Here is a 17484-nt window from a genome sequence, read left to right as displayed (position 1 = left end):
GATGGGTAGAGCGCGAGAGTTCTTAAGCTAGAAATCAGCCGCTGAACGCGCGCAACCCATGCGGCCGCAATCGCTTGTTTTCGGGCCGAGCCAGGCACTGTCTGCCCACGGCCGCATGGGTTGCGCGCGCTGGATATCTGCGTTCTAGCTTAAGAACTCTCGCGCTCTACCCATCCTACGCGCTCAACCCGGCGACAGATTCAGCTCAATCCAGAGACAGCTTCAGCTTTTCGATCACCTGGTCCCAGCGTGCCTTTTCGTTCTTGATCCGTGCGGTCAGCGCTTCGGGCGTGGAGGGCGCCGGCGTGAAGTACTGCAGCGCCAGCTGCTTGCGCACGGCTTCGCTGTCGATGACGCGCGCAAGCTCGCTGTTGAGGCGCTCGACGATCGGGGTGGGCGTGCCGGCCGGAACCAGCACGGCATTCCACGAAATGGCTTCGAAGTCCGGATAGCCCTGGGAGGCCATGGTCGGGATCCCCGGCAGCGCCTCGCTGGGCTCCAGGCTGGTCACGGCCAGCAGCTTCACCTTGCCGTCGCGCGCCTGGGGCACGGCGATGGCGGGCACCATGAAGCCGGCCTGGACGTCGCCGCCGATGATGGCGGTGATGACCTGGGGAAAGCCGGAATAGGGAATGTGCGCCAGGTCGACGCCCGCGCTTTCCTTGAACATTTCCATCGCCAGGTGGGCCGAACTGCCCGGGCCCACGGAACCGTAGTTCAGCGAGTTGCCGCGGCTTTTCACCAGCGCGACGAAGTCCTTGACGTTATTGACCGGCAGGCTGCCGGGCACGACCAGCACGTTCGGGCTGGTGCCCACCAGCGACACGGGCGCCAGATCGCGCAGCGGGTCGTAGCCCAGGGTCTTCTTGTACAGCGTGGGGGCGGTGACCAGCGGGCCGTTGATCGTATAGAGCAGCGTATAGCCGTCCGGCTTGGCCTGCGACACCATGCGGGTGCCGATATTGCCGCCCGCGCCGGGTTTGTTGTCGATGACGATGGGCTGGCCCAGGGCCTGGGCCAGAGGCTCCGAGATCGTGCGCGCGAGGATGTCGGGCGAGGACCCGGGCGGGAAGGGCACGACCATATGGATAGGATGGTCGGGCCAGTCGGCATGGGCGGCGGCGGGCAGGATCGCGGCCAGGCTCAGGCACAGGCCGCGTAGCAGCTGGCCGACCCGGGGCTTGCGGGTTTGCGTCATGAAGAATGTCTCCTCGAGAGGGGCGTGGTGTCTTGTTGTCGGTCAGTGGGGGCGGCCGTCCGGCGCATCGTCCGGCAATCCGGCCCCGCTTTCGTAGCGGGCGTCCCGGGCGAGCAGGGCGGACACGGCAGTCATGGGGGCGACACCGTCGAACAGCACGGCGCAGACGGCCTCGGTGATCGGCAGTTCGACCTGGATGGCGCGTGCGCGCTCCAGGGCGGCGCGCGCGCAGCGCACGCCTTCGGCGGTGATGCCGCTGGCCAGGATGTCGGCCAGCTTGCGGCCGGCGCCGATTTCCAGGCCGACGCGGCGGTTGCGCGACAGTTCGCCGGTGGCGGTCAGCACCAGGTCGCCCAGGCCGGTCAGGCCGGCGAAGGTTTCCGCCCGCGCGCCCAGGGCCACGCCGAAGCGGGTCATTTCGGCCAGGCCGCGAGTGATCAGCGCCGCTCGGGCGTTGGTGCCCAGGGCGAGGCCGTCGCAGATGCCGCAGGCGACGGCGATGACGTTCTTCAGCGCGCCGCCGACCTCCACGCCGACCAGATCGGTGCTGGCGTAGACGCGCAGCGCCGCGCCATGGAAGGCGGCGGTAGTGGCGGCGCGCAGCGAAGCGCTGTCGCTGGCCACGGTCAGCGCCACGGGCAGGCCTTGCGCGACCTCGCGCGCGAACGAGGGGCCCGACAAGGCGCCGCCGGTCGCGCCGGGCAGGGCCTCGCGCATGATTTCGTGAGGCAGCCTGGCCGTGTCGGCTTCGAAGCCCTTGCACGTCCAGACTATGGGGGTGTCCTGCAATCCCAGCGCGGGCAGCCGGCGGGATAGCTCGCCGCAGATGGCGGTCAGGCCGGCCACGGGCACGCCCAGCACGATGAGGCGCTGGGCGCCCTCGTCCTGCAGGCTGCGCAGGGTGGCGTCGAGATCGGAGGAGATGTTCAGAGCCTGCGGCAGGGGGATGCCGGGCAGGTAGCGCGCATTTTCATGCGTGGCGGCCATATCGGCCGCCTGGGCGGCGTCGCGCGCCCAGAGCAGGGTGTCGTGGCGGCGGCTGGCGGCCGCCGCCAGCGCGGTGCCCCAGCTGCCCGCGCCCAGGACGGCGACGCGCAGGCGCGGCTCGGAGGTTTTTTTCATCGCAGAGCCGCCGCGGCGTGCTTACTGGCGGGTCGCGCCCGGGGGCAGGATGATGCCCGAGTCGCTGCCGTTGCCATTGCCATTGCCGTTGGCCGCGTTCTGCTGTTGCTGCAGTTCGGCCAGGCGCTGTTCGTACAGGGCCTGGAAGTTCACTTCGGTCAGGTGCAGCGGCGGCATCGACGTGCGGGTGATCGCGTCGGCGATGTTGGCGCGCAGGTACGGATACAGCATGGTCGGGCAGACGATGCCCAGCAGCGGATCGAGCTGCTCTTCAGGAATGTTGGCGGCTTCGAAGATGCCGGCCTGCGTGCCTTCGACCAGGTACACGACCTTTTCGTTGATGCGGGTGGTGACGGTCACGGTGACCGTGGTTTCGAACACGGTGTCGGCCAGGCGCTGCCCGCCCACGGTGATGCTCACTTCGACCTGGGGCGCTTCTTGCTCCAGGAAGACGTGAGGCGCATTCGGCATTTCCAGCGAAAGGTCTTTCAGGTAGACGCGCTGCAGATTGAACGAGGGCGCGTCGTTGCCGCCTTCTTGCTGGGTGTTTTGGTCTTGATCAGCCATGAGTGTTTCCGTTGGTGGGAGGGGCAAAAAAGGGCGATGGGCCGGGACGCCTGGAGGGCGCCCTAGCCGTTCAGCATGGGCGCAAGGCCGCCCGAGCGGTCCAGCGCCATCAGGTCGTCGCAACCGCCGACGTGAGTATCGCCGATGAAGATCTGAGGCACGGTGCGCCGGCCGGTGCGTTCGATCATGACGTCGCGCTGGGCCGGATCACGGTCGATCTGGATGATTTCCAGGTCCGTCACGCCGCGCTGCTCCAGCAGCGATTTGGCGCGCGCGCAATAGGGACAATAGTCCTTGCTGTACATGACGACTTTGTTCATGGGCGCTCCTGTGGGTACAAGAATAGGCAAATGGGGGCGAAACCCTTGGATTCAACCCTTCTGGGTGACCGGCAGGCTGGCGGCGGCCCAGGCGCGCATGCCGCCTTCCAGCGGCACCACGTCGGCGAAGCCTTGCGCGCGCAGCTTGGCGGCGGCGCGGGCGGAATCGCGGCCGTTGTCGCAAACCACCACGAGCGGCTTGTTCTTGGGCAGGGAGGCGGCCTTTTGCTCCAGGTCCGCCGCCGGCACGTTGCGTGCCTGGGCGATGTGGCCTGCCTGGAATTGTTCCGCGGGGCGCACGTCGACCCAGACGGCCTGGCGCTGGTTCACCATCTGGATGGCCTCGCCCGTGCTGACGGCGGAGCCGGTGCGGCCACGGCGCAGGGCGGGGATGGCCAGCATGACGCCGGAAACCACGGCTACGGCGACAATGAAGATGTTGTTTTTATCGAGCAAGAATTGCAGAAGATCCACGGGGCATCCTGAAGTGTGGCGGCTAGCCTGGTATCGGCGAACCCTGGGCGGCCCCCGCCGAAACGGGCGGGTGCGCCGGGGCAAAATCAAGGGCAAAATCACTCAATTATAAAATGAGCGCATTCTCTGACCATTTCCTAACTTTAACCCGCGACAATCGCGTGCCAAACCATGCATAAACTTGTTCTGATGCGCCACGGCGAAAGCCAGTGGAACCTGGAAAACCGCTTCACGGGCTGGACCGACGTCGACCTCACCGACACCGGCCGCGAACAGGCCCGCAAGGCGGGCGAACTCCTCAAGAAGGAAGGCTACACGTTCGACCTGGCCTACTCGTCCGTGCTCAAGCGCGCCATCCGCACCCTGTGGATCGCCCTGGACGCGATGGACGCCATGTACACGCCGGTGGGCGTCAACTGGCGCCTGAATGAACGCCACTACGGCGCGCTGCAAGGCCTGAACAAGGCTGAAACCGCGGCCAAGTACGGCGACGAGCAAGTGTTGATCTGGCGCCGCGCCTACGCGATCGCCCCGGAGCCCCTGTCCCTGGACGACGAGCGCCATCCCCGTTTCGACAGCCGCTATGCCCGGATCCCGGCCGACCAGCTGCCGGCCACCGAGTGCCTGAAGGACACCGTGGCCCGCGTGCTGCCGTTCTGGAACGAATCCATCGCCCCGGCCATCCGTTCGGGCCGCAAGGTGCTCATCGCCGCCCACGGCAACAGCCTGCGCGCCCTGATCAAGCACCTGGACAATGTGTCCGACGACGACATCGTCAACCTGAATATCCCCACCGGCCAGCCGCTGGTCTATGAATTGGATGATGACCTGCGCCCCATCCGCCACTATTATCTGGGCGATGCCGCCGAGATCGAGGCGGCCATGGCGGCGGTGGCCGCCCAAGGCAAGGCCAAGAAGGACTGACATCCTGAGAAGGACTGATATTTCCATGTGTCGCGCGGCAGGGTTGTTGTTGGCGGTCGTTCTGGCCGGGGGAGCGTTGTCGGCTGGCGCCGCGCCCAATGACCTTGCCGGCCGTCAGTCCGACGCCGAAAAGCAGCAGGCCGCCTTGCGGGACCGCATCGAGAACCTGCAAAAGGAAATCGACGACCGCGAGGCTGCCCGCAAGGAAGCGGCCGACGCGCTCAAGCAGTCGGAATCGGCCATTTCCCGGATCAACCTGAGGCTGCGCGAACTGGCCGAGGCCAACCGCCAGGCCCAGGCGGACCTGGCCGGCCTGGAAAAGCAGATCGACGCGCAGCAGGCCGTGCTGGCCAAGCGCCGCACCGAACTGGCCGAGCAGCTCCGGACCCAATACACCAGCGGCCTGTCGCCGTGGACGGCGCTGCTGTCCGGCGACGACCCCCAGGTGCTGGGGCGCAACCTGGGCTACCTGGATTACGTTTCGCAGGCCCGCGCCGCCGCGGTGCAGGCCCTGAGAGCGGACATCGACCGCCTCGCCGCCCTGCAGGAGCGTGCCGACGCCCGGCGCGCCGAGATCGAAAAGGTCGTGGCCGAAACCACCGAACAGAAGGCCGCTTTGGTCGCGCAGCAGAAAGAGCGCTCCACGCTCCTGGCGCGGCTGGAAGGCCAGATCGCCGCCCAGCGCGCCGAGGCCAGCAAGCTGGGGCGCGACGACCAGCGCTTGTCGCGCCTGATTACCGATCTGGACGCGGCCATCGCCAAGCAGATCGAGGAGGCCCGCAAGGCCGAGGAAGCGCGCAGGAAGGCCGAGGAGGCCCGCAAGGCGGAAGAGGCGCGTCGCGTGGCCGAAGAGGCCCGCAAGCGCGCCGAAGCCGATCGCCGAGCCGAGGAGGCCCGCAAGAAGGCCGAAGCCGACCGCAAGGTGGCCGCGGACAACGCGCGGCGCGAGCGCGACGCCCGGGACGCCCGCGAGGCGGCCCAGGCACGTGAGCAGGTCGAAGCGGCCTCGCGCCAGAACCGTGGGCCGGTCGCCGTGGCCGATCCGGACGCCGCCGGCCTGCGCCCGGCCGACCAAAGGCAGTCCCGCCTGGTCGTTCCGGAGGAAACGCCGCCTCCGGCCAAGCCCCAGGAACCGCCCAAAAAGGCGGAACCCGCAGAGGAAAAACCCGCTCCAAGCCGTAGCGAGCCAACCCAGCAGACCGCGCGCGCCGCGCCGGTCGGCGGCGGCAACGGCCTGCGCCACGGCCTTGCCATGCCGGTGCGCGGCCAGGTGCAGGGCCGCTTCGGGGTCGACCGCCCGGATGGCGGCGTATGGCGCGGCGTGGTGCTGCGCGCGCCAGAGGGCACGCCGGTCAAGGTGGTAGCCCCGGGCACCGTGGTCTACGCTGATTGGCTGCGCGGTTTCGGCAACCTCATCATTGTGGATCATGGGCAGCAATACCTGACCGTCTATGCTTACAACCAAAGCCTGCTCAAGCGGGTGGGAGATTCGGTGACGGGTGGCGACACGATCGCCACGGTAGGCGCAACCGGCGGCCAAGTGGAATCCGGCCTATACTTTGAAATTCGCCATCGCGGCGCTCCTGTGGATCCGGCCCAGTGGCTGGCGCAGTAGATTGATGTTGTTGGCAATACGTGTCGTTGGTAAAAACCGTTGGTAAATACCAAACCCATCGGCGAAAACACAATTCGGGAAGTGTGCATGGGCACTCGTAAGTTTCGCGGTTTCGGTCTGATTGCCATCGGTGCGGTGGCAGGTGTGTTGCTCAGCGTGGGCGTGACAGCCGTCGCGCAGCGCGGCAGTCCCCTGCCGCTGGACGAGCTCAGGCAGCTGAGCAACGTGTTTGCCGCCATCAAGAACAACTACGTCGAGGCCGTCGACGACAAGACCCTGATCGACAATGCCATTTCCGGCATGGTGTCGAACCTGGATCCCCACTCCGCCTACCTGGATGCCGACGCGTTCCGCGAAATGCAGACGGCCACGCAAGGCGAGTTCGGCGGCCTGGGCATCGAGGTCGGCGCCGAGGACGGCTTCGTGAAGGTGATCTCGCCCATCGAAGACACGCCCGCCGCCCGAGCCGGCGTGATGGCCGGCGACCTCATCATCAAGATCGACGACACGCCCACCAAGGGCATGACGCTGAACGACGCGGTCAAGCTGATGCGCGGCGCGCCAAAGTCGCCGATCACGCTGACCATCATGCGCGCCGACCGTCCCCAGCCCATCGTGCTGAAGATCGTGCGCGACATCATCAAGGTGCGCAGCGTGCGCAGCAAGATGCTGGACAACGGCGTCGGCTACGTGCGCGTCGCCCAGTTCCAGGAAAAGACCGGCGCCGACCTGGCCAAGCAGCTGAAGGACCTGGGCGCGAAGGAAGCTCCCAAGGGCCTGGTGCTGGACCTGCGCAATGATCCGGGCGGCCTGCTGACCAGCGCCATCGGCGTGGCCGGCGCGTTCCTGCCGCCGGATTCCCTGGTGGTGTCCACCGACGGCCGCACGCCCGATGCCCGCCACAAGTACCTGGCCACGCCGTCCGAGTACGCCCGCGGCGAAAGCAACTACCTGTCCGGCCTGCCGGCCTGGACCAAGACGGTGCCCATGGTCGTGCTGGTGAACGTCGGCTCCGCCTCGGCTTCCGAGATCGTGGCCGGCGCGCTGCAGGACCACAAGCGCGCCAAGGTCCTGGGCAACCGCAGCTTCGGCAAGGGCTCGGTGCAGGTGATCCTGCCGCTGTCCGAAACCACCGCGGTCAAGCTCACCACGTCGCGCTATTTCACGCCCAGCGGCCGTTCGATCCAGGCCACCGGCATCGAACCGGACTACGTCGTCGCGGACACCGCCGACGGCGACCTGTTCCGCCTGCCGCGCGAAGCCGACCTGCAGCGCCACCTGTCCAACCAGCAGACCGCCAACGAAGTGAAGTCCGCCGCGGACCAGGACAACGCCGAAGTGCCCGCCAAGGTGTTCGAATTCGGCGGCAAGGACGACTTCCAGCTGCAGCAGGCGCTGAACCTGCTGGCCGGCAAGCCCGTGCAGAAGGGCTCCGCCCGCGCCCAGGCCAAGGCCGACGCCAAACCCGGCGGCGGCGCCGCCCAGCGCATGAAGATCACGCCGACCGGAGTCGAGCCCAGCAAGGAAAAATGAACGACGAGCAATTGCTGCGCTACGCCCGCCACATCCTGCTCGACGAGCTGGGAATAGAAGGGCAGGAAAAACTGCTGGCGGCGCGTGTGCTCATCGTGGGGGCGGGAGGGCTGGGCTCGCCCGCCGCGCTCTACCTGGCAACCGCCGGCGTGGGCGATATCACCCTGGCCGACGACGACGTCGTCGAGCTCAGCAACCTGCAACGCCAGATCCTGCACACCACCGCCAGCGTCGGCCGCCACAAGGCCGAATCGGGGCGCGACATGCTGGCGGCGTTCAATCCGCAGACCCGGGTCCATGCCCGCGTCGAGCGCCTCCAGGGCCAGGCCCTGTCCGACGCGGTTGCCCAGGCGGACCTGGTGCTGGACTGCACCGACAACTTCACCACCCGGCACGCCATCAACCGCGCTTGCGTCCAGCACCGCAAGCCGCTGGTGTCCGGCGCCGCGATCCGTTTCGACGGCCAGGTCAGCGTCTACGACCTGCGCGACGACAGCGCGCCCTGTTACCACTGCCTGTTTCCGGAAGGCGACGACGTCGAGGAAGCCAATTGCGCCACAATGGGCGTGTTCGCGCCGGTCGTCGGCATCATCGGCAGCATGCAGGCCGCGGAGGCTCTCAAGCTGCTGTCCGGGGTCGGCGAAAGCCTGTCCGGACGCCTGCTGTGGCTGGACGTGCGCACCATGCAGTGGCGCAGCGTGAACGTCCAGCGCGATCCCGAATGCGCCGTCTGCGGGCACCGCGGGCACTGAAATTTCCCGCCGTATTGAACCCGCGGACAATATTAAAGGCTTGAAATACCTGCTATAACGCCAGCCAGCCTATCTGAAACCGGGTAGTTGTGGCCAGGGACGTGACAGCGTGGATACAGCACTGAAGTTCAGCTTGCCCAGATGGCGCCTGACGCGTTGGCTGACGGATTCCGGGCACGATACGCCCGCGGACATCCGCGCGGCGCTGATCGCCAGCCTGTTGGGCACGCTTCCCATTTTTGCGGGCGGGGTCATCAATACGTTGATGATTTCCGGCGTCGTCGCCTGGCGGCGCCCCGAGCCGCTATACGTATCGTGGCTGGCGTTGGAGGTCTTTCTGGCCGTCGTCCGCGTCACGATCCTGCGATCCGCCCTGAAGGCCGCGGCCAGGGGCGGCAACACCCATACCGACATCTACATCCTGCTGGCGCTGCTCTGGGCGTTCAGCGTGGGCTACGGCGTTTTCGTCACCTTTCTCAACGGCGACTGGCTGGCCGCCACGCTGGCCGGCGTGTCCTGCGGCGCCATGGCCGGCGGCATCTGCTTCCGCAATTACGGCGCGCCCAGGCTCGTTGGCGCCATGATCTTCCTGAGCCTGGGGCCGATGTGCCTGGGCGCGGCCTTCACGGGCGAATACGTAACGGCCATCGTTTTCATCCAAATCCCGTTCTACCTGGTCAGCATGAGCGTCGCGTCGCACCGGCTCAATCGCATCCTGGTGTCCACGATGCTTGCCGAGCGCGACAGCGACCGCCGCGCCAGCGAGGACGCGCTTACCGGCCTGGCGAACCGCGCGGGCCTGCTGGCCTCGCTGGAACGCGTATGCGCCAGCGCGCGCAGCCATGACAGCTCGGCGGCGCTGCTCTATATGGACATGGACGATTTCAAGCTGATCAACGATACCTACGGCCACGCCGCGGGCGACCAGGTGCTCATGACCATCGCCCAGCGCATGCGGGCCATGCTGCGCGTGGATGATGTCGCGGCGCGGATCGGCGGCGACGAATTCATTGTGCTGGTGACCGGCATCGACGCCACCTCGGCCCTGCGGCTGGGCGAGCACCTCCTGCACGACGTTTCGCAGCCGATCACGCTGGCGGACGGCACACGTGTCAGCGTGGGCCTGTCGATCGGCATTTCCATCGTGTCGGGCGCCAACCGGAGCCCGCAGGCCGCTCTGGACTCTGCGGACGCCGCGCTGTATCGCGCCAAGGCGCGCGGCGGGCGCTGCTGCGCGGTGGCCGGCGGAGACGAGGCAAACGAGGCCGAAGACAAGATGCTCCCGGACGGCGAGCGCGCCGTCGCGTGAAGCGCCGGCCTGGCGCCGGTTCGTGGGCTCGTTCTCCAAAAGTTTTCAGATAACCTGATAAGTGTGCCTATAATGGGCGCATGCTGAGCAAGAGCCTTACCCTTACCGAACAGGTCGCCCGCCAGATCGCGGGCGGCATCGCCGAGGGCGTCCATCCCGTCGGCGCCAAGCTGCCGCCCGGGCGCGTCCTGGCGGAGCAGTATGGCGTGAGCGCCGCGGTCATCCGCGAGGCCACCGAGCGCCTGCGGGCGCAGGGCCTGATCCAGAGCCGCCAGGGCTCGGGCAGCGTGGTGGTGTCGCGCACCGGCGCTCAGGGGTTCCAGGTGTCCGCCGGCATCGCCGACCGCGAGCAGCTCGCCAGCGTCTACGAATTGCGGATGGAACTGGAAGGCGGCGCGGCGGCCCTGGCCGCGGTGCGCCGCAATGCCGCGGACCTCGCGGCCATGTCCCAGGCCCTGGAATCGCTGGAAGCGCATCTGGATCATCCCGAACAGGGCGTGGAGCACGATATTTCCTTCCACGTCGCCATCGCCGCCGCCACGCACAACAGCTACTACCAGGATCTGCTGCAGTACCTGAATCTGCAGCTGCGGCTGGCGGTCAGCACGGCCCGCACGAATAGCCGCAGGCAGGAAGGCCTGACCGCGGCCGTGCACCAGGAACACGTGGCCGTGTTCGAGGCCATCCGCGCGGGCGACCCCGAACGGGCGCGGCTCGCGGCGACCCATCATCTGCAGCAGGCGGCCAGCCGCCTGCGACTCGATCTTCTCTTTCCGGCCGCAAGGCAGACATCATGAGCGACACCGACTTCACGCAACGCCTGGTCCAGGCCCTGGGCCCCGACACCGTTCTTACCGCCGAGGCGGACATCGCGCCGTGGCTGTCCGACTGGCGCGGGCTGTACAAGGGCCAGGCGCAGGCCGTCGTGCGTCCGCGCACCACGGACGAGGTCGCCACCTGCCTGGCCCTGTGCCAGCAGGCAGGCGTGCCGGTCGTGCCGCGCGGCGGCAACACCGGCCTGTGCGGCGGCGCCACGCCCGATTCGGGCGCCGCCAACGTGGTGCTCAGCCTGGACCGCATGAACGCGGTGCGCTCCATCGACACCGTGGCCAACACCATGGTGGCGGAGGCGGGCGCCATCCTCGGCAATCTGCGCCGCGCCGCCCAGGAGGCCGGCCGCCTGTTGCCGCTGAGCCTGGCGGCCGAGGACTCCAGCCAGATCGGCGGCAACGTCGCGACCAACGCCGGCGGCGTGAACGTGGTGCGCTACGGCATGGCCCGGGAGCTGGTGCTGGGCCTGGAGGCCGTCCTGCCCACGGGCGAGGTCTTCCACGGCCTGCGGACCCTGCGCAAGGACAACACGGGCTACGACCTCAAGCAATTGCTGATCGGCTCGGAAGGCACGCTGGGCGTTATCACCGCCGTGGCGCTGCGCCTGTTCCCGCGCACCGACGTCCGCTCGGTGGTGCTGGCCGCGGTCGAGTCCCCGGCGCAGGCGCTGCAACTGTTCGAGATCCTGTTCGAGCAGTGCGGGGCGCGCCTGCAGGCGTTCGAATATTTTTCGGGAGACTGCCTGGATCTCGTGCTGGAGCACGCCGAAGGCGTGCAGGAGCCCTTCGCCGAGCGCTACCCGGCCTATGTGCTCGTGGAGCTGGCGGACACCGCCGACGAGGCCGCGTTGAACAGCCTGCTCGAAAACGTGATCGGTACGGCGCTGGAGCGCGGCCTGTGCCTGGACGCCGCCGTGTCCGCTTCGCTGGCGCAACTGCAGGCGCTGTGGAAGCTGCGCGAGGAAATCTCCGAAGCTCAGCGCGCCGATGGCCCGCACCTGAAGCACGACGTGTCGTTGCCGATCGAACGCATCCCCGAGTTCATGGAATCCGCCGAGGCCCGCGTGCGCGCGCTGTACCCGGATATCCGCCCGTTCATCTTCGGCCACTTCGGCGACGGCAACCTGCACTACAACCTGTCGCGCCCGGACGGCGCCGACCGGGATTGGGTTGCCGTGCATGGGGCGGCGATCACCGATGCGGTGCTGGACGAGGTGAACCGCTATGGCGGAAGCATTTCCGCGGAGCATGGGATCGGGCAACTGAAGCGCGATCATTTCCTGCATAGCAAGGATCCGCTGGAGTTGCGCTTGATGAAGCAGATCAAGGCTGTGCTGGATCCGGCGGGGATCATGAATCCCGGGAAGCTGCTGTAGGATGGGTGCAGCGCGAGAGTCCTTGAGCAAGAACTCGAATATTCAACGCGCGTAACCCATCAGGCGGCGCCAGCCGCCGTTTTTCGTGGCAAGTGACAACGCCGGCTCTCGCCGGCCGATGGGTTACGCGCGATGAGCATCCGGTTCGTTGCCCGGATGCTCTCGCGCTGCACCCATCCTACGACGCAACGCGCGGGCTCACTGCCGATGATAAACCTCGGCCCCCTTCTTCACGAACTCCACCGACTTCTCCTGCATTCCCTTCTGCAAGGCATCCCTCTCGCTCACTCCCTGCGCCGCCGCATAATCCCGCACGTCCTGCGTGATCTTCATGCTGCAGAAATGCGGGCCGCACATGGAGCAGAAATGCGCCACCTTCATCGAGTCCTTGGGCAGGGTCTCGTCGTGGAATTCCTTCGCGGTGTCCGGATCCAGGCCGAGGTTGAACTGGTCGTCCCAGCGGAACTCGAAGCGGGCCTTGGACAGGGCGTTGTCGCGGATGGCCGCGCCGGGATGGCCCTTGGCCAGGTCGGCCGCGTGCGCCGCGATCTTGTACGTGATGATGCCGTCCTTCACGTCCTTCTTGTTCGGCAGCCCCAGGTGTTCCTTGGGCGTCACATAACAGAGCATGGCCGTGCCGTACCAGCCGATCAGCGCCGCGCCGATGCCGGAGGTGATGTGGTCGTAGCCGGGAGCGATGTCGGTGGTCAGGGGGCCCAGCGTGTAGAACGGCGCCTCGTGGCAGTGTTCCAGCTGCAGCTCCATGTTTTCCTTGATCATCTGCATCGGCACGTGGCCGGGGCCCTCGATCATGACCTGCACGTCGTGCTTCCAGGCCACCTGGGTCAGTTCGCCCAGCGTTTTCAGTTCGGCGAACTGCGCCTCGTCGTTGGCGTCGTAGCCCGAGCCCGGGCGCAGGCCGTCGCCCAGCGAAAAGCTGACGTCATAGGCCTTCATGATTTCGCAGATTTCCTCGAAGCGTTCATAGAGGAAACTTTCCTTGTGATGCGCCAGGCACCATTTCGCCATGATCGAGCCGCCGCGCGAGACGATGCCGGTCATGCGGTCGGCCGTCATGGGGATGAACGGCAGGCGCACGCCCGCGTGGATGGTGAAGTAGTCCACGCCTTGCTCGGCCTGTTCGATCAGCGTGTCGCGGAAGATCTCCCAGGTCAGCTCCTCGGCCTTGCCGTCGACCTTTTCCAGCGCCTGGTAGATCGGCACCGTGCCGATCGGCACCGGCGAATTGCGGATGATCCATTCGCGCGTCTCGTGGATGTGCTTGCCTGTGGACAAGTCCATGACCGTGTCGCCGCCCCAGCGGATCGCCCAGGTCATCTTTTCCACTTCCTCGCCGATGCCGGAGCTGACGGCCGAGTTGCCGATGTTGGCGTTGACCTTCACCAGGAAGTTGCGGCCGATGGCCATCGGCTCGACTTCGGGGTGGTTGATGTTGGCCGGGATGATGGCGCGGCCGCGCGCGATCTCGTCGCGCACGAATTCGGGGGTGATGGCGGCGGGGATGGAGGCGCCGAACGATTGGCCCGGATGCTGGCGCAGCAGGCGCTTGACCATCTTCTCGCCGTCGGGGCCGCTGTCGCGCAGCGTCTGCAGATAGTGTTCGCGGCGCAGGCTTTCACGGATCGCCACGTATTCCATCTCCGGCGTGACGATGCCGCGGCGGGCATAGTGCATCTGCGAAACGTTGGCGCCCGATTTCGCGCGGCGCGGCGGGCGCTGCAGGTCGAAGCGCATGGCCGTCAGCTTGGGATCGGTCAGGCGTTCCTTGCCGTAGTTGCTGGAGGGGCCCGGCAGCACTTCCGTATCGCCGCGTTCGTCGATCCAGGCGCGGCGCACCTCGGGCAGGCCGCGCCGGATGTCGATGCGCGCTTCGGGATCGGTATAGGGGCCGCTGCAGTCGTACACCGTCAGCGGCGGGTTCTTCTCGCCGCCGAACATGGTGGGCGTGTCCGCCTGTTCGATTTCGCGGAACGGCACGCGGATGTCGGGCCGCGAGCCGGTCTCGTACACCTTGCGCGATCTGGGCAGCGGCGCGACGGCGGCCGCGTCGACTTCGGCGGTGGCGGCCAGGAATTTGGGATTTGCGTTCATGGAAAGCTCCAAGCGAGTGGTTGGAGCCGATCGGGAAGGAATCTCCGCCGCGCGCGGGCGGACGGAGATACGGCTCCCAGCATCGGCATTATCCGTACTGGTACGAAGGGACTCTCTCAACACGTCGCGGCGTTCAAGCCGGGACGAGTACCCCTGCGCGAAAGCGAAGTATAGAGGCTGCAGCGCGTTCCGACGAATAGCGCCGATGCCTGACTTCCCGGGTTCAGTCTGATAAGCTGGTATTACCGCTTTACATTTAGATTCAGACTGCGGCGACACTATCATTCAGGTTCGGTACACTTTTCAGTCATGCCGGGCGTGATGCCGCGGCCTGGTCTTAGTCCACTTAAGAAGGAATCGAGCATGCAACTGAACTTACGCACATTGGCGCCCGCCCTGGTTGTCGTGACGTTGGCGCTAGCGGGTTGCAAGACCGCCCCGACTAAGACGTCCGATACCACCGCTCCCGCTGCGTCCGGCCAGCAATCCACCACGCCCGCCACCGCCGCGACGGTGGACTTCTACCTGGCCCACAAGCAGCCTGGCGCCGGCCTGCGCGAAATCAGCCTGCCGGACGGTAAGCTCTACATGCAGGAAGTGCCGGTGCTCACGCGCGCCGACCTGACCGACGCCGCCGCGCTGGTGGACCGCCAGGGCCAGAATTTCGTTGGCCTGCGCTTCTCCGAAGCCGGCGCCCGCAAGCTCAACGACATCAGCTCCAAGAACGTCGGCAACATGCTGGCGCTGGTCATCGACCGCGAACTGGTCGCCGCTCCGCTCATCGGCGAACCGCTGAACCGCGGCGTGCTGGCCTTCGGCGTGCCGTCGGCCCAGGCCGCCTCGGAAATCGCCGCCAAGATCCGCGGCGACGCCGCAGTGCCTCCCGCGGGCGGCGCCGCCCCGGCTCCCGCTCCCGCTGCGAAGCCCTGAGCGATCCGCGTCCAGCAAAAAAGCCGCGACATGGTCGCGGCTTTTTTTATTCCTGAATGCCGGCAGCGTCAGCCGGCCTTGCGGCCCCGCGGCTTGGCGCCGCGGCGGATGCGCAGGGCATGTTCGATGTAGGTCTGCGCCATCGCCTCCAGGCCGGTGCGCTCGTCAGGCGTGAGCAGGTCGATCTGCGTCGGCGAGATATGGGAGAAGGGCCACGGCGCCATCGGGCGCGGCCGGCCGCCGGGCTTGGGCGTGGATTCCGCCACGCCTGTCGCGGGCAGGGTGTCGCTCAGGTCGTAGCCGCTCATGGGAAGTTCCATGGGGCCTTTGCCGGTTTCCAGCCATTCGACTTCGACCTTCAGCACCTGCGCCAGTTTGCGGGCCGAGCGGCTGGAGTGCCGCAAGCCGCTTTCATAGCTTCCGATGGCGCTCTGCGAAAGGCGCGCCAAACGGGCGAGCGTTTTCTGCGTATGGCCACGCAGCAAACGTGCATGCTTCAGTCGGTCCGAGAATGTCTTCACAGGTTGATTGAAGCTTGGCACTCAGGCACTTTGGTAGTTATAAAAATTACTTAAGTGATAAAAGAGAGGAAATCTATGCCGCAACGAGGCAGCGTCTTCGTTCTTGCGTGCGATGGAACGGCGCACGATCTTGTCGCGGCGCTGCGCACTTTCCAATGGGCGGCGCGCGCTTTCGACTCCCTGGAGGCCCTGCTCGACGAGCTGCGGGCCGAGGTGGTCGACGTGCTGGTGGTGCTGGGCTCCGGCGCTGGCGTGGCGGAATGGATCGCCGCGCTGCGCGGCGCGGCGCCTGCGGCCGGGCTGGTCTGGCTGGACCGCGGCGTCGCTGCCGTGGACGCGCGCATCGTCGCGTTGAATGCCGGCGCGGACCTCTATGCGGGCGCCGGCACGGAGGCGCCGGAGTGGGATGCGCTCCTGCGCAATCTGTGCCGGCGCAGGTTTGGCGGGGGCTCGCCGTGGCGTGTCGATGCCCGGGCGGGCGTGCTGACCGGGCCCGCCGGCGAGCTGCTGCCGCTGACGGCCGCCGAGTGTGCTTTTTTTGTCCAGCTGCTGAATGCGCCGGGCCATCGTCTGCGGCGAGAAGAGCTTGCTTGCACGGAAGGGCGCGATTCCCTGAAGGGAACGCGGCGGGTGGACGTGCTGGTGTCCCGGCTGCGCGGCAAGGCGCAGCGGCTCAACATCGAATTCCCCGTGCTCGCGGTGCGAGGGTGGGGCTACATGCTGCTGCCAGACGGCGCGCAGCCGCGCCGCCCTGGCGCTACAGCACGACGAGGTTGTCCCGGTGCATGAGCTCGGGCTCGGTCATGCTGCCCAGGATGCGCGCGATCTGCGACGAAGGCTGGCGCAGGATGCGGCGGGTATCGGCCGATGAATAATTGATCAGCCCGCGGGCGCATTCGCGCCCCTGGCTGTCTACGCAAGCCACCACGTCGCCGCGGCCGAATTCGCCTTGCACTTCCGTCACGCCGATGGGCAGCAGGCTCTTGCCTTCGCGTAGCAGCGCCTGCACGGCGCCATCGTCCAGCACCACGCGTCCTCGCAGGCGCAGATGGTCGGCCAGCCACTGCTTGCGCGCGGACCACACGGGCAGCACGGCGCGCAATTCGCTGCCGATGCATTCGCCCTGGGCCAGGCGCGTCAGCACGTTGCGTTCGCGCCCGGAAGCGATCACGGTGTGCGCGCCGCTATGCGCCGCGCGCTTGGCCGCCAGCACCTTGGTCAGCATGCCGCCCGTGCCGATGCCGCTGCCGGCGCCGCCGGCCATGGCTTCCAGCGCCGGGTCGCCCGCCTGGGCGTGCGACATGAACTTGGCGCCGGGGTTCTTGCGGGGGTCGGAGTCGTACAGGCCGCGCTGGTCCGTCAGGATGATCAGCGTGTCGGCTTCGATCAGGTTGGTGACCAGCGCGCCCAGCGTGTCGTTGTCGCCCAGCCGGATTTCGTCGGTGACCACCGTGTCGTTTTCGTTCACGATGGGCACCACGCCCAGGCGCAGCAGCGCGAACAGCGTGCTGCGGGCGTTCAGGTAGCGGTGGCGGTCGGCCAGGTCTTCGTGCGTCAGCAGGATCTGGGCCGTGCGCAGGCCGAATTCGGCGAACGCGGCCTCGTAGGCCTGGCACAGGCCCATCTGGCCCACGGCCGCCGCCGCCTGCAGCTCGTGCATGACGGACGGGCGCTTGCGCCACCCCAGGCGCGCCATGCCTTCCGCAATGGCGCCGCTGGAGACCAGCACGACCTGCTTGCCCTGCTTGTGCAGGGCGGCGATCTGCGCGGCCCAGTGCGCCACGGCGGCGCGGTCCAGGCCGCGGCCTTCGTTGGTGACCAGCGACGAGCCGACTTTGGCGACGAGGCGCTGGGCGTTGGTGACGACGGAAACGGCGGGTGATTCGGCAGACATGATGGCG

17 protein-coding genes are annotated in these 17484 nt (G+C 67.3%); 9 read left to right on the top strand and 8 right to left on the bottom strand.

Annotation, left to right across the window (positions count from 1 at the left end; genetic code table 11):
• Positions 1-205 precede the first annotated feature (205 nt).
• From JL37_RS22515 to JL37_RS22495, 5 genes are all read right to left on the bottom strand, one after another.
• Entirely contained in the window at positions 206-1198 is a 993-nt protein-coding gene (locus JL37_RS22515) for a tripartite tricarboxylate transporter substrate binding protein (protein ID WP_043546857.1), read from the bottom strand.
• Between the two features lie 42 nt (positions 1199-1240).
• A complete protein-coding gene (locus JL37_RS22510) occupies positions 1241-2320 on the bottom strand; it encodes an NAD(P)H-dependent glycerol-3-phosphate dehydrogenase (RefSeq protein ID WP_043546855.1) in 1080 nt (359 codons plus the stop codon).
• Positions 2321-2341: 21 nt separating this feature from the next.
• A complete protein-coding gene (gene secB, locus JL37_RS22505; RefSeq protein ID WP_043546854.1) occupies positions 2342-2887 on the bottom strand; it encodes a protein-export chaperone SecB in 546 nt (181 codons plus the stop codon).
• Positions 2888-2949: 62 nt separating this feature from the next.
• Positions 2950-3207 (bottom strand): glutaredoxin 3, encoded by a 258-nt coding sequence (gene grxC / locus JL37_RS22500; RefSeq protein WP_043546853.1) that lies wholly within the window; start codon positions 3205-3207, stop codon positions 2950-2952.
• 51 nt (positions 3208-3258) lie between these two features.
• Complete coding sequence (locus JL37_RS22495; protein ID WP_043546852.1) at positions 3259-3681, bottom strand: rhodanese-like domain-containing protein; 423 nt, start codon at positions 3679-3681, stop codon at positions 3259-3261.
• 171 nt (positions 3682-3852) lie between these two features.
• On the opposite strand from JL37_RS22495, the gene gpmA reads away from it, so the two are divergent.
• The 7 genes from gpmA (at position 3853) to JL37_RS22460 (ending at position 12020) form a co-directional block, all read left to right on the top strand.
• Positions 3853-4605, top strand: coding sequence for a 2,3-diphosphoglycerate-dependent phosphoglycerate mutase (gpmA, locus tag JL37_RS22490; protein WP_043546851.1), 753 nt, complete (start codon positions 3853-3855; stop codon positions 4603-4605).
• 25 nt (positions 4606-4630) lie between these two features.
• A complete protein-coding gene (locus tag JL37_RS22485; protein WP_043546850.1) occupies positions 4631-6220 on the top strand; it encodes a murein hydrolase activator EnvC in 1590 nt (529 codons plus the stop codon).
• Between the two features lie 87 nt (positions 6221-6307).
• The gene (locus JL37_RS22480) at positions 6308-7753 is read left to right on the top strand and encodes a S41 family peptidase (protein WP_043546848.1); all 1446 of its coding nucleotides are present in this window, start codon (positions 6308-6310) and stop codon (positions 7751-7753) included.
• Positions 7750-8505 carry a molybdopterin-synthase adenylyltransferase MoeB gene (locus tag JL37_RS22475; RefSeq protein ID WP_043546847.1) on the top strand — a complete coding sequence of 252 codons (756 nt, stop codon included), beginning with the start codon at positions 7750-7752 and terminating at the stop codon, positions 8503-8505. Before JL37_RS22480 ends, JL37_RS22475 begins: the two co-directional genes overlap by 4 nt.
• A 109-nt stretch (positions 8506-8614) precedes the next feature.
• A complete protein-coding gene (locus JL37_RS22470; protein WP_043546846.1) occupies positions 8615-9814 on the top strand; it encodes a diguanylate cyclase in 1200 nt (399 codons plus the stop codon).
• 80 nt (positions 9815-9894) lie between these two features.
• Complete coding sequence (locus JL37_RS22465) at positions 9895-10611, top strand: FadR/GntR family transcriptional regulator (protein ID WP_043546844.1); 717 nt, start codon at positions 9895-9897, stop codon at positions 10609-10611.
• Positions 10608-12020 (top strand): FAD-binding oxidoreductase, encoded by a 1413-nt coding sequence (locus JL37_RS22460; RefSeq protein WP_043546843.1) that lies wholly within the window; start codon positions 10608-10610, stop codon positions 12018-12020. The genes JL37_RS22465 and JL37_RS22460 overlap by 4 nt, the downstream gene beginning before the upstream one ends.
• A 198-nt stretch (positions 12021-12218) precedes the next feature.
• On the opposite strand, the gene thiC is transcribed toward JL37_RS22460, so the two are convergent.
• Positions 12219-14132, bottom strand: a complete 1914-nt coding sequence (gene thiC, locus JL37_RS22455; RefSeq protein ID WP_043546842.1) for a phosphomethylpyrimidine synthase ThiC — start codon at positions 14130-14132, stop codon at positions 12219-12221.
• A gap of 363 nt (positions 14133-14495) precedes the next feature.
• Here thiC and JL37_RS22450 point away from each other — a divergent pair, with 363 nt between their 5' ends.
• On the top strand, positions 14496-15062 hold the full coding sequence (locus tag JL37_RS22450; protein WP_043546840.1) for a hypothetical protein: 567 nt from the start codon (positions 14496-14498) through the stop codon (positions 15060-15062).
• A 68-nt stretch (positions 15063-15130) separates the two neighbouring features.
• On the opposite strand, the gene JL37_RS22445 is transcribed toward JL37_RS22450, so the two are convergent.
• On the bottom strand, positions 15131-15583 hold the full coding sequence (locus JL37_RS22445) for a helix-turn-helix domain-containing protein (RefSeq protein ID WP_043546839.1): 453 nt from the start codon (positions 15581-15583) through the stop codon (positions 15131-15133).
• 75 nt (positions 15584-15658) lie between these two features.
• Here JL37_RS22445 and JL37_RS22440 point away from each other — a divergent pair, with 75 nt between their 5' ends.
• On the top strand, positions 15659-16372 hold the full coding sequence (locus JL37_RS22440) for a helix-turn-helix domain-containing protein (protein WP_052097523.1): 714 nt from the start codon (positions 15659-15661) through the stop codon (positions 16370-16372).
• Here the strand turns inward: JL37_RS22440 and proB are convergent.
• A complete protein-coding gene (gene proB / locus JL37_RS22435; protein WP_043547190.1) occupies positions 16341-17477 on the bottom strand; it encodes a glutamate 5-kinase in 1137 nt (378 codons plus the stop codon). The genes JL37_RS22440 and proB overlap by 32 nt on opposite strands.
• Between the last annotated feature and the right edge of the window lie 7 nt (positions 17478-17484).

It is taken from the genome of Achromobacter sp. RTa, from assembly GCF_000757485.1.
Classification (GTDB): Bacteria; Pseudomonadota; Gammaproteobacteria; order Burkholderiales; family Burkholderiaceae_B; genus Achromobacter.
The sequence above is the reverse complement of the archived record's forward strand: the minus strand, read 5'-3'. Positions and strand labels throughout refer to the sequence as shown.

Bases quoted from the DNA above. Each gene is read 5' to 3' on its own strand.
- JL37_RS22515 (WP_043546857.1), bottom strand. From the start codon at position 1,198: ATGACGCAAACCCGCAAGCCCCGGGTCGGCCAGCTGCTACGCGGCCTG.
- JL37_RS22510 (WP_043546855.1), bottom strand. From the start codon at position 2,320: ATGAAAAAAACCTCCGAGCCGCGCCTGCGCGTCGCCGTCCTGGGCGCG.
- secB (WP_043546854.1), bottom strand. From the start codon at position 2,887: ATGGCTGATCAAGACCAAAACACCCAGCAAGAAGGCGGCAACGACGCG.
- grxC (WP_043546853.1), bottom strand. From the start codon at position 3,207: ATGAACAAAGTCGTCATGTACAGCAAGGACTATTGTCCCTATTGCGCG.
- gpmA (WP_043546851.1), top strand. From the start codon at position 3,853: ATGCATAAACTTGTTCTGATGCGCCACGGCGAAAGCCAGTGGAACCTG.
- JL37_RS22485 (WP_043546850.1), top strand. From the start codon at position 4,631: ATGTGTCGCGCGGCAGGGTTGTTGTTGGCGGTCGTTCTGGCCGGGGGA.
- JL37_RS22480 (WP_043546848.1), top strand. From the start codon at position 6,308: ATGGGCACTCGTAAGTTTCGCGGTTTCGGTCTGATTGCCATCGGTGCG.
- JL37_RS22475 (WP_043546847.1), top strand. From the start codon at position 7,750: ATGAACGACGAGCAATTGCTGCGCTACGCCCGCCACATCCTGCTCGAC.
- JL37_RS22465 (WP_043546844.1), top strand. From the start codon at position 9,895: ATGCTGAGCAAGAGCCTTACCCTTACCGAACAGGTCGCCCGCCAGATC.
- JL37_RS22460 (WP_043546843.1), top strand. From the start codon at position 10,608: ATGAGCGACACCGACTTCACGCAACGCCTGGTCCAGGCCCTGGGCCCC.
- thiC (WP_043546842.1), bottom strand. From the start codon at position 14,132: ATGAACGCAAATCCCAAATTCCTGGCCGCCACCGCCGAAGTCGACGCG.
- JL37_RS22450 (WP_043546840.1), top strand. From the start codon at position 14,496: ATGCAACTGAACTTACGCACATTGGCGCCCGCCCTGGTTGTCGTGACG.
- JL37_RS22440 (WP_052097523.1), top strand. From the start codon at position 15,659: ATGCCGCAACGAGGCAGCGTCTTCGTTCTTGCGTGCGATGGAACGGCG.
- proB (WP_043547190.1), bottom strand. From the start codon at position 17,477: ATGTCTGCCGAATCACCCGCCGTTTCCGTCGTCACCAACGCCCAGCGC.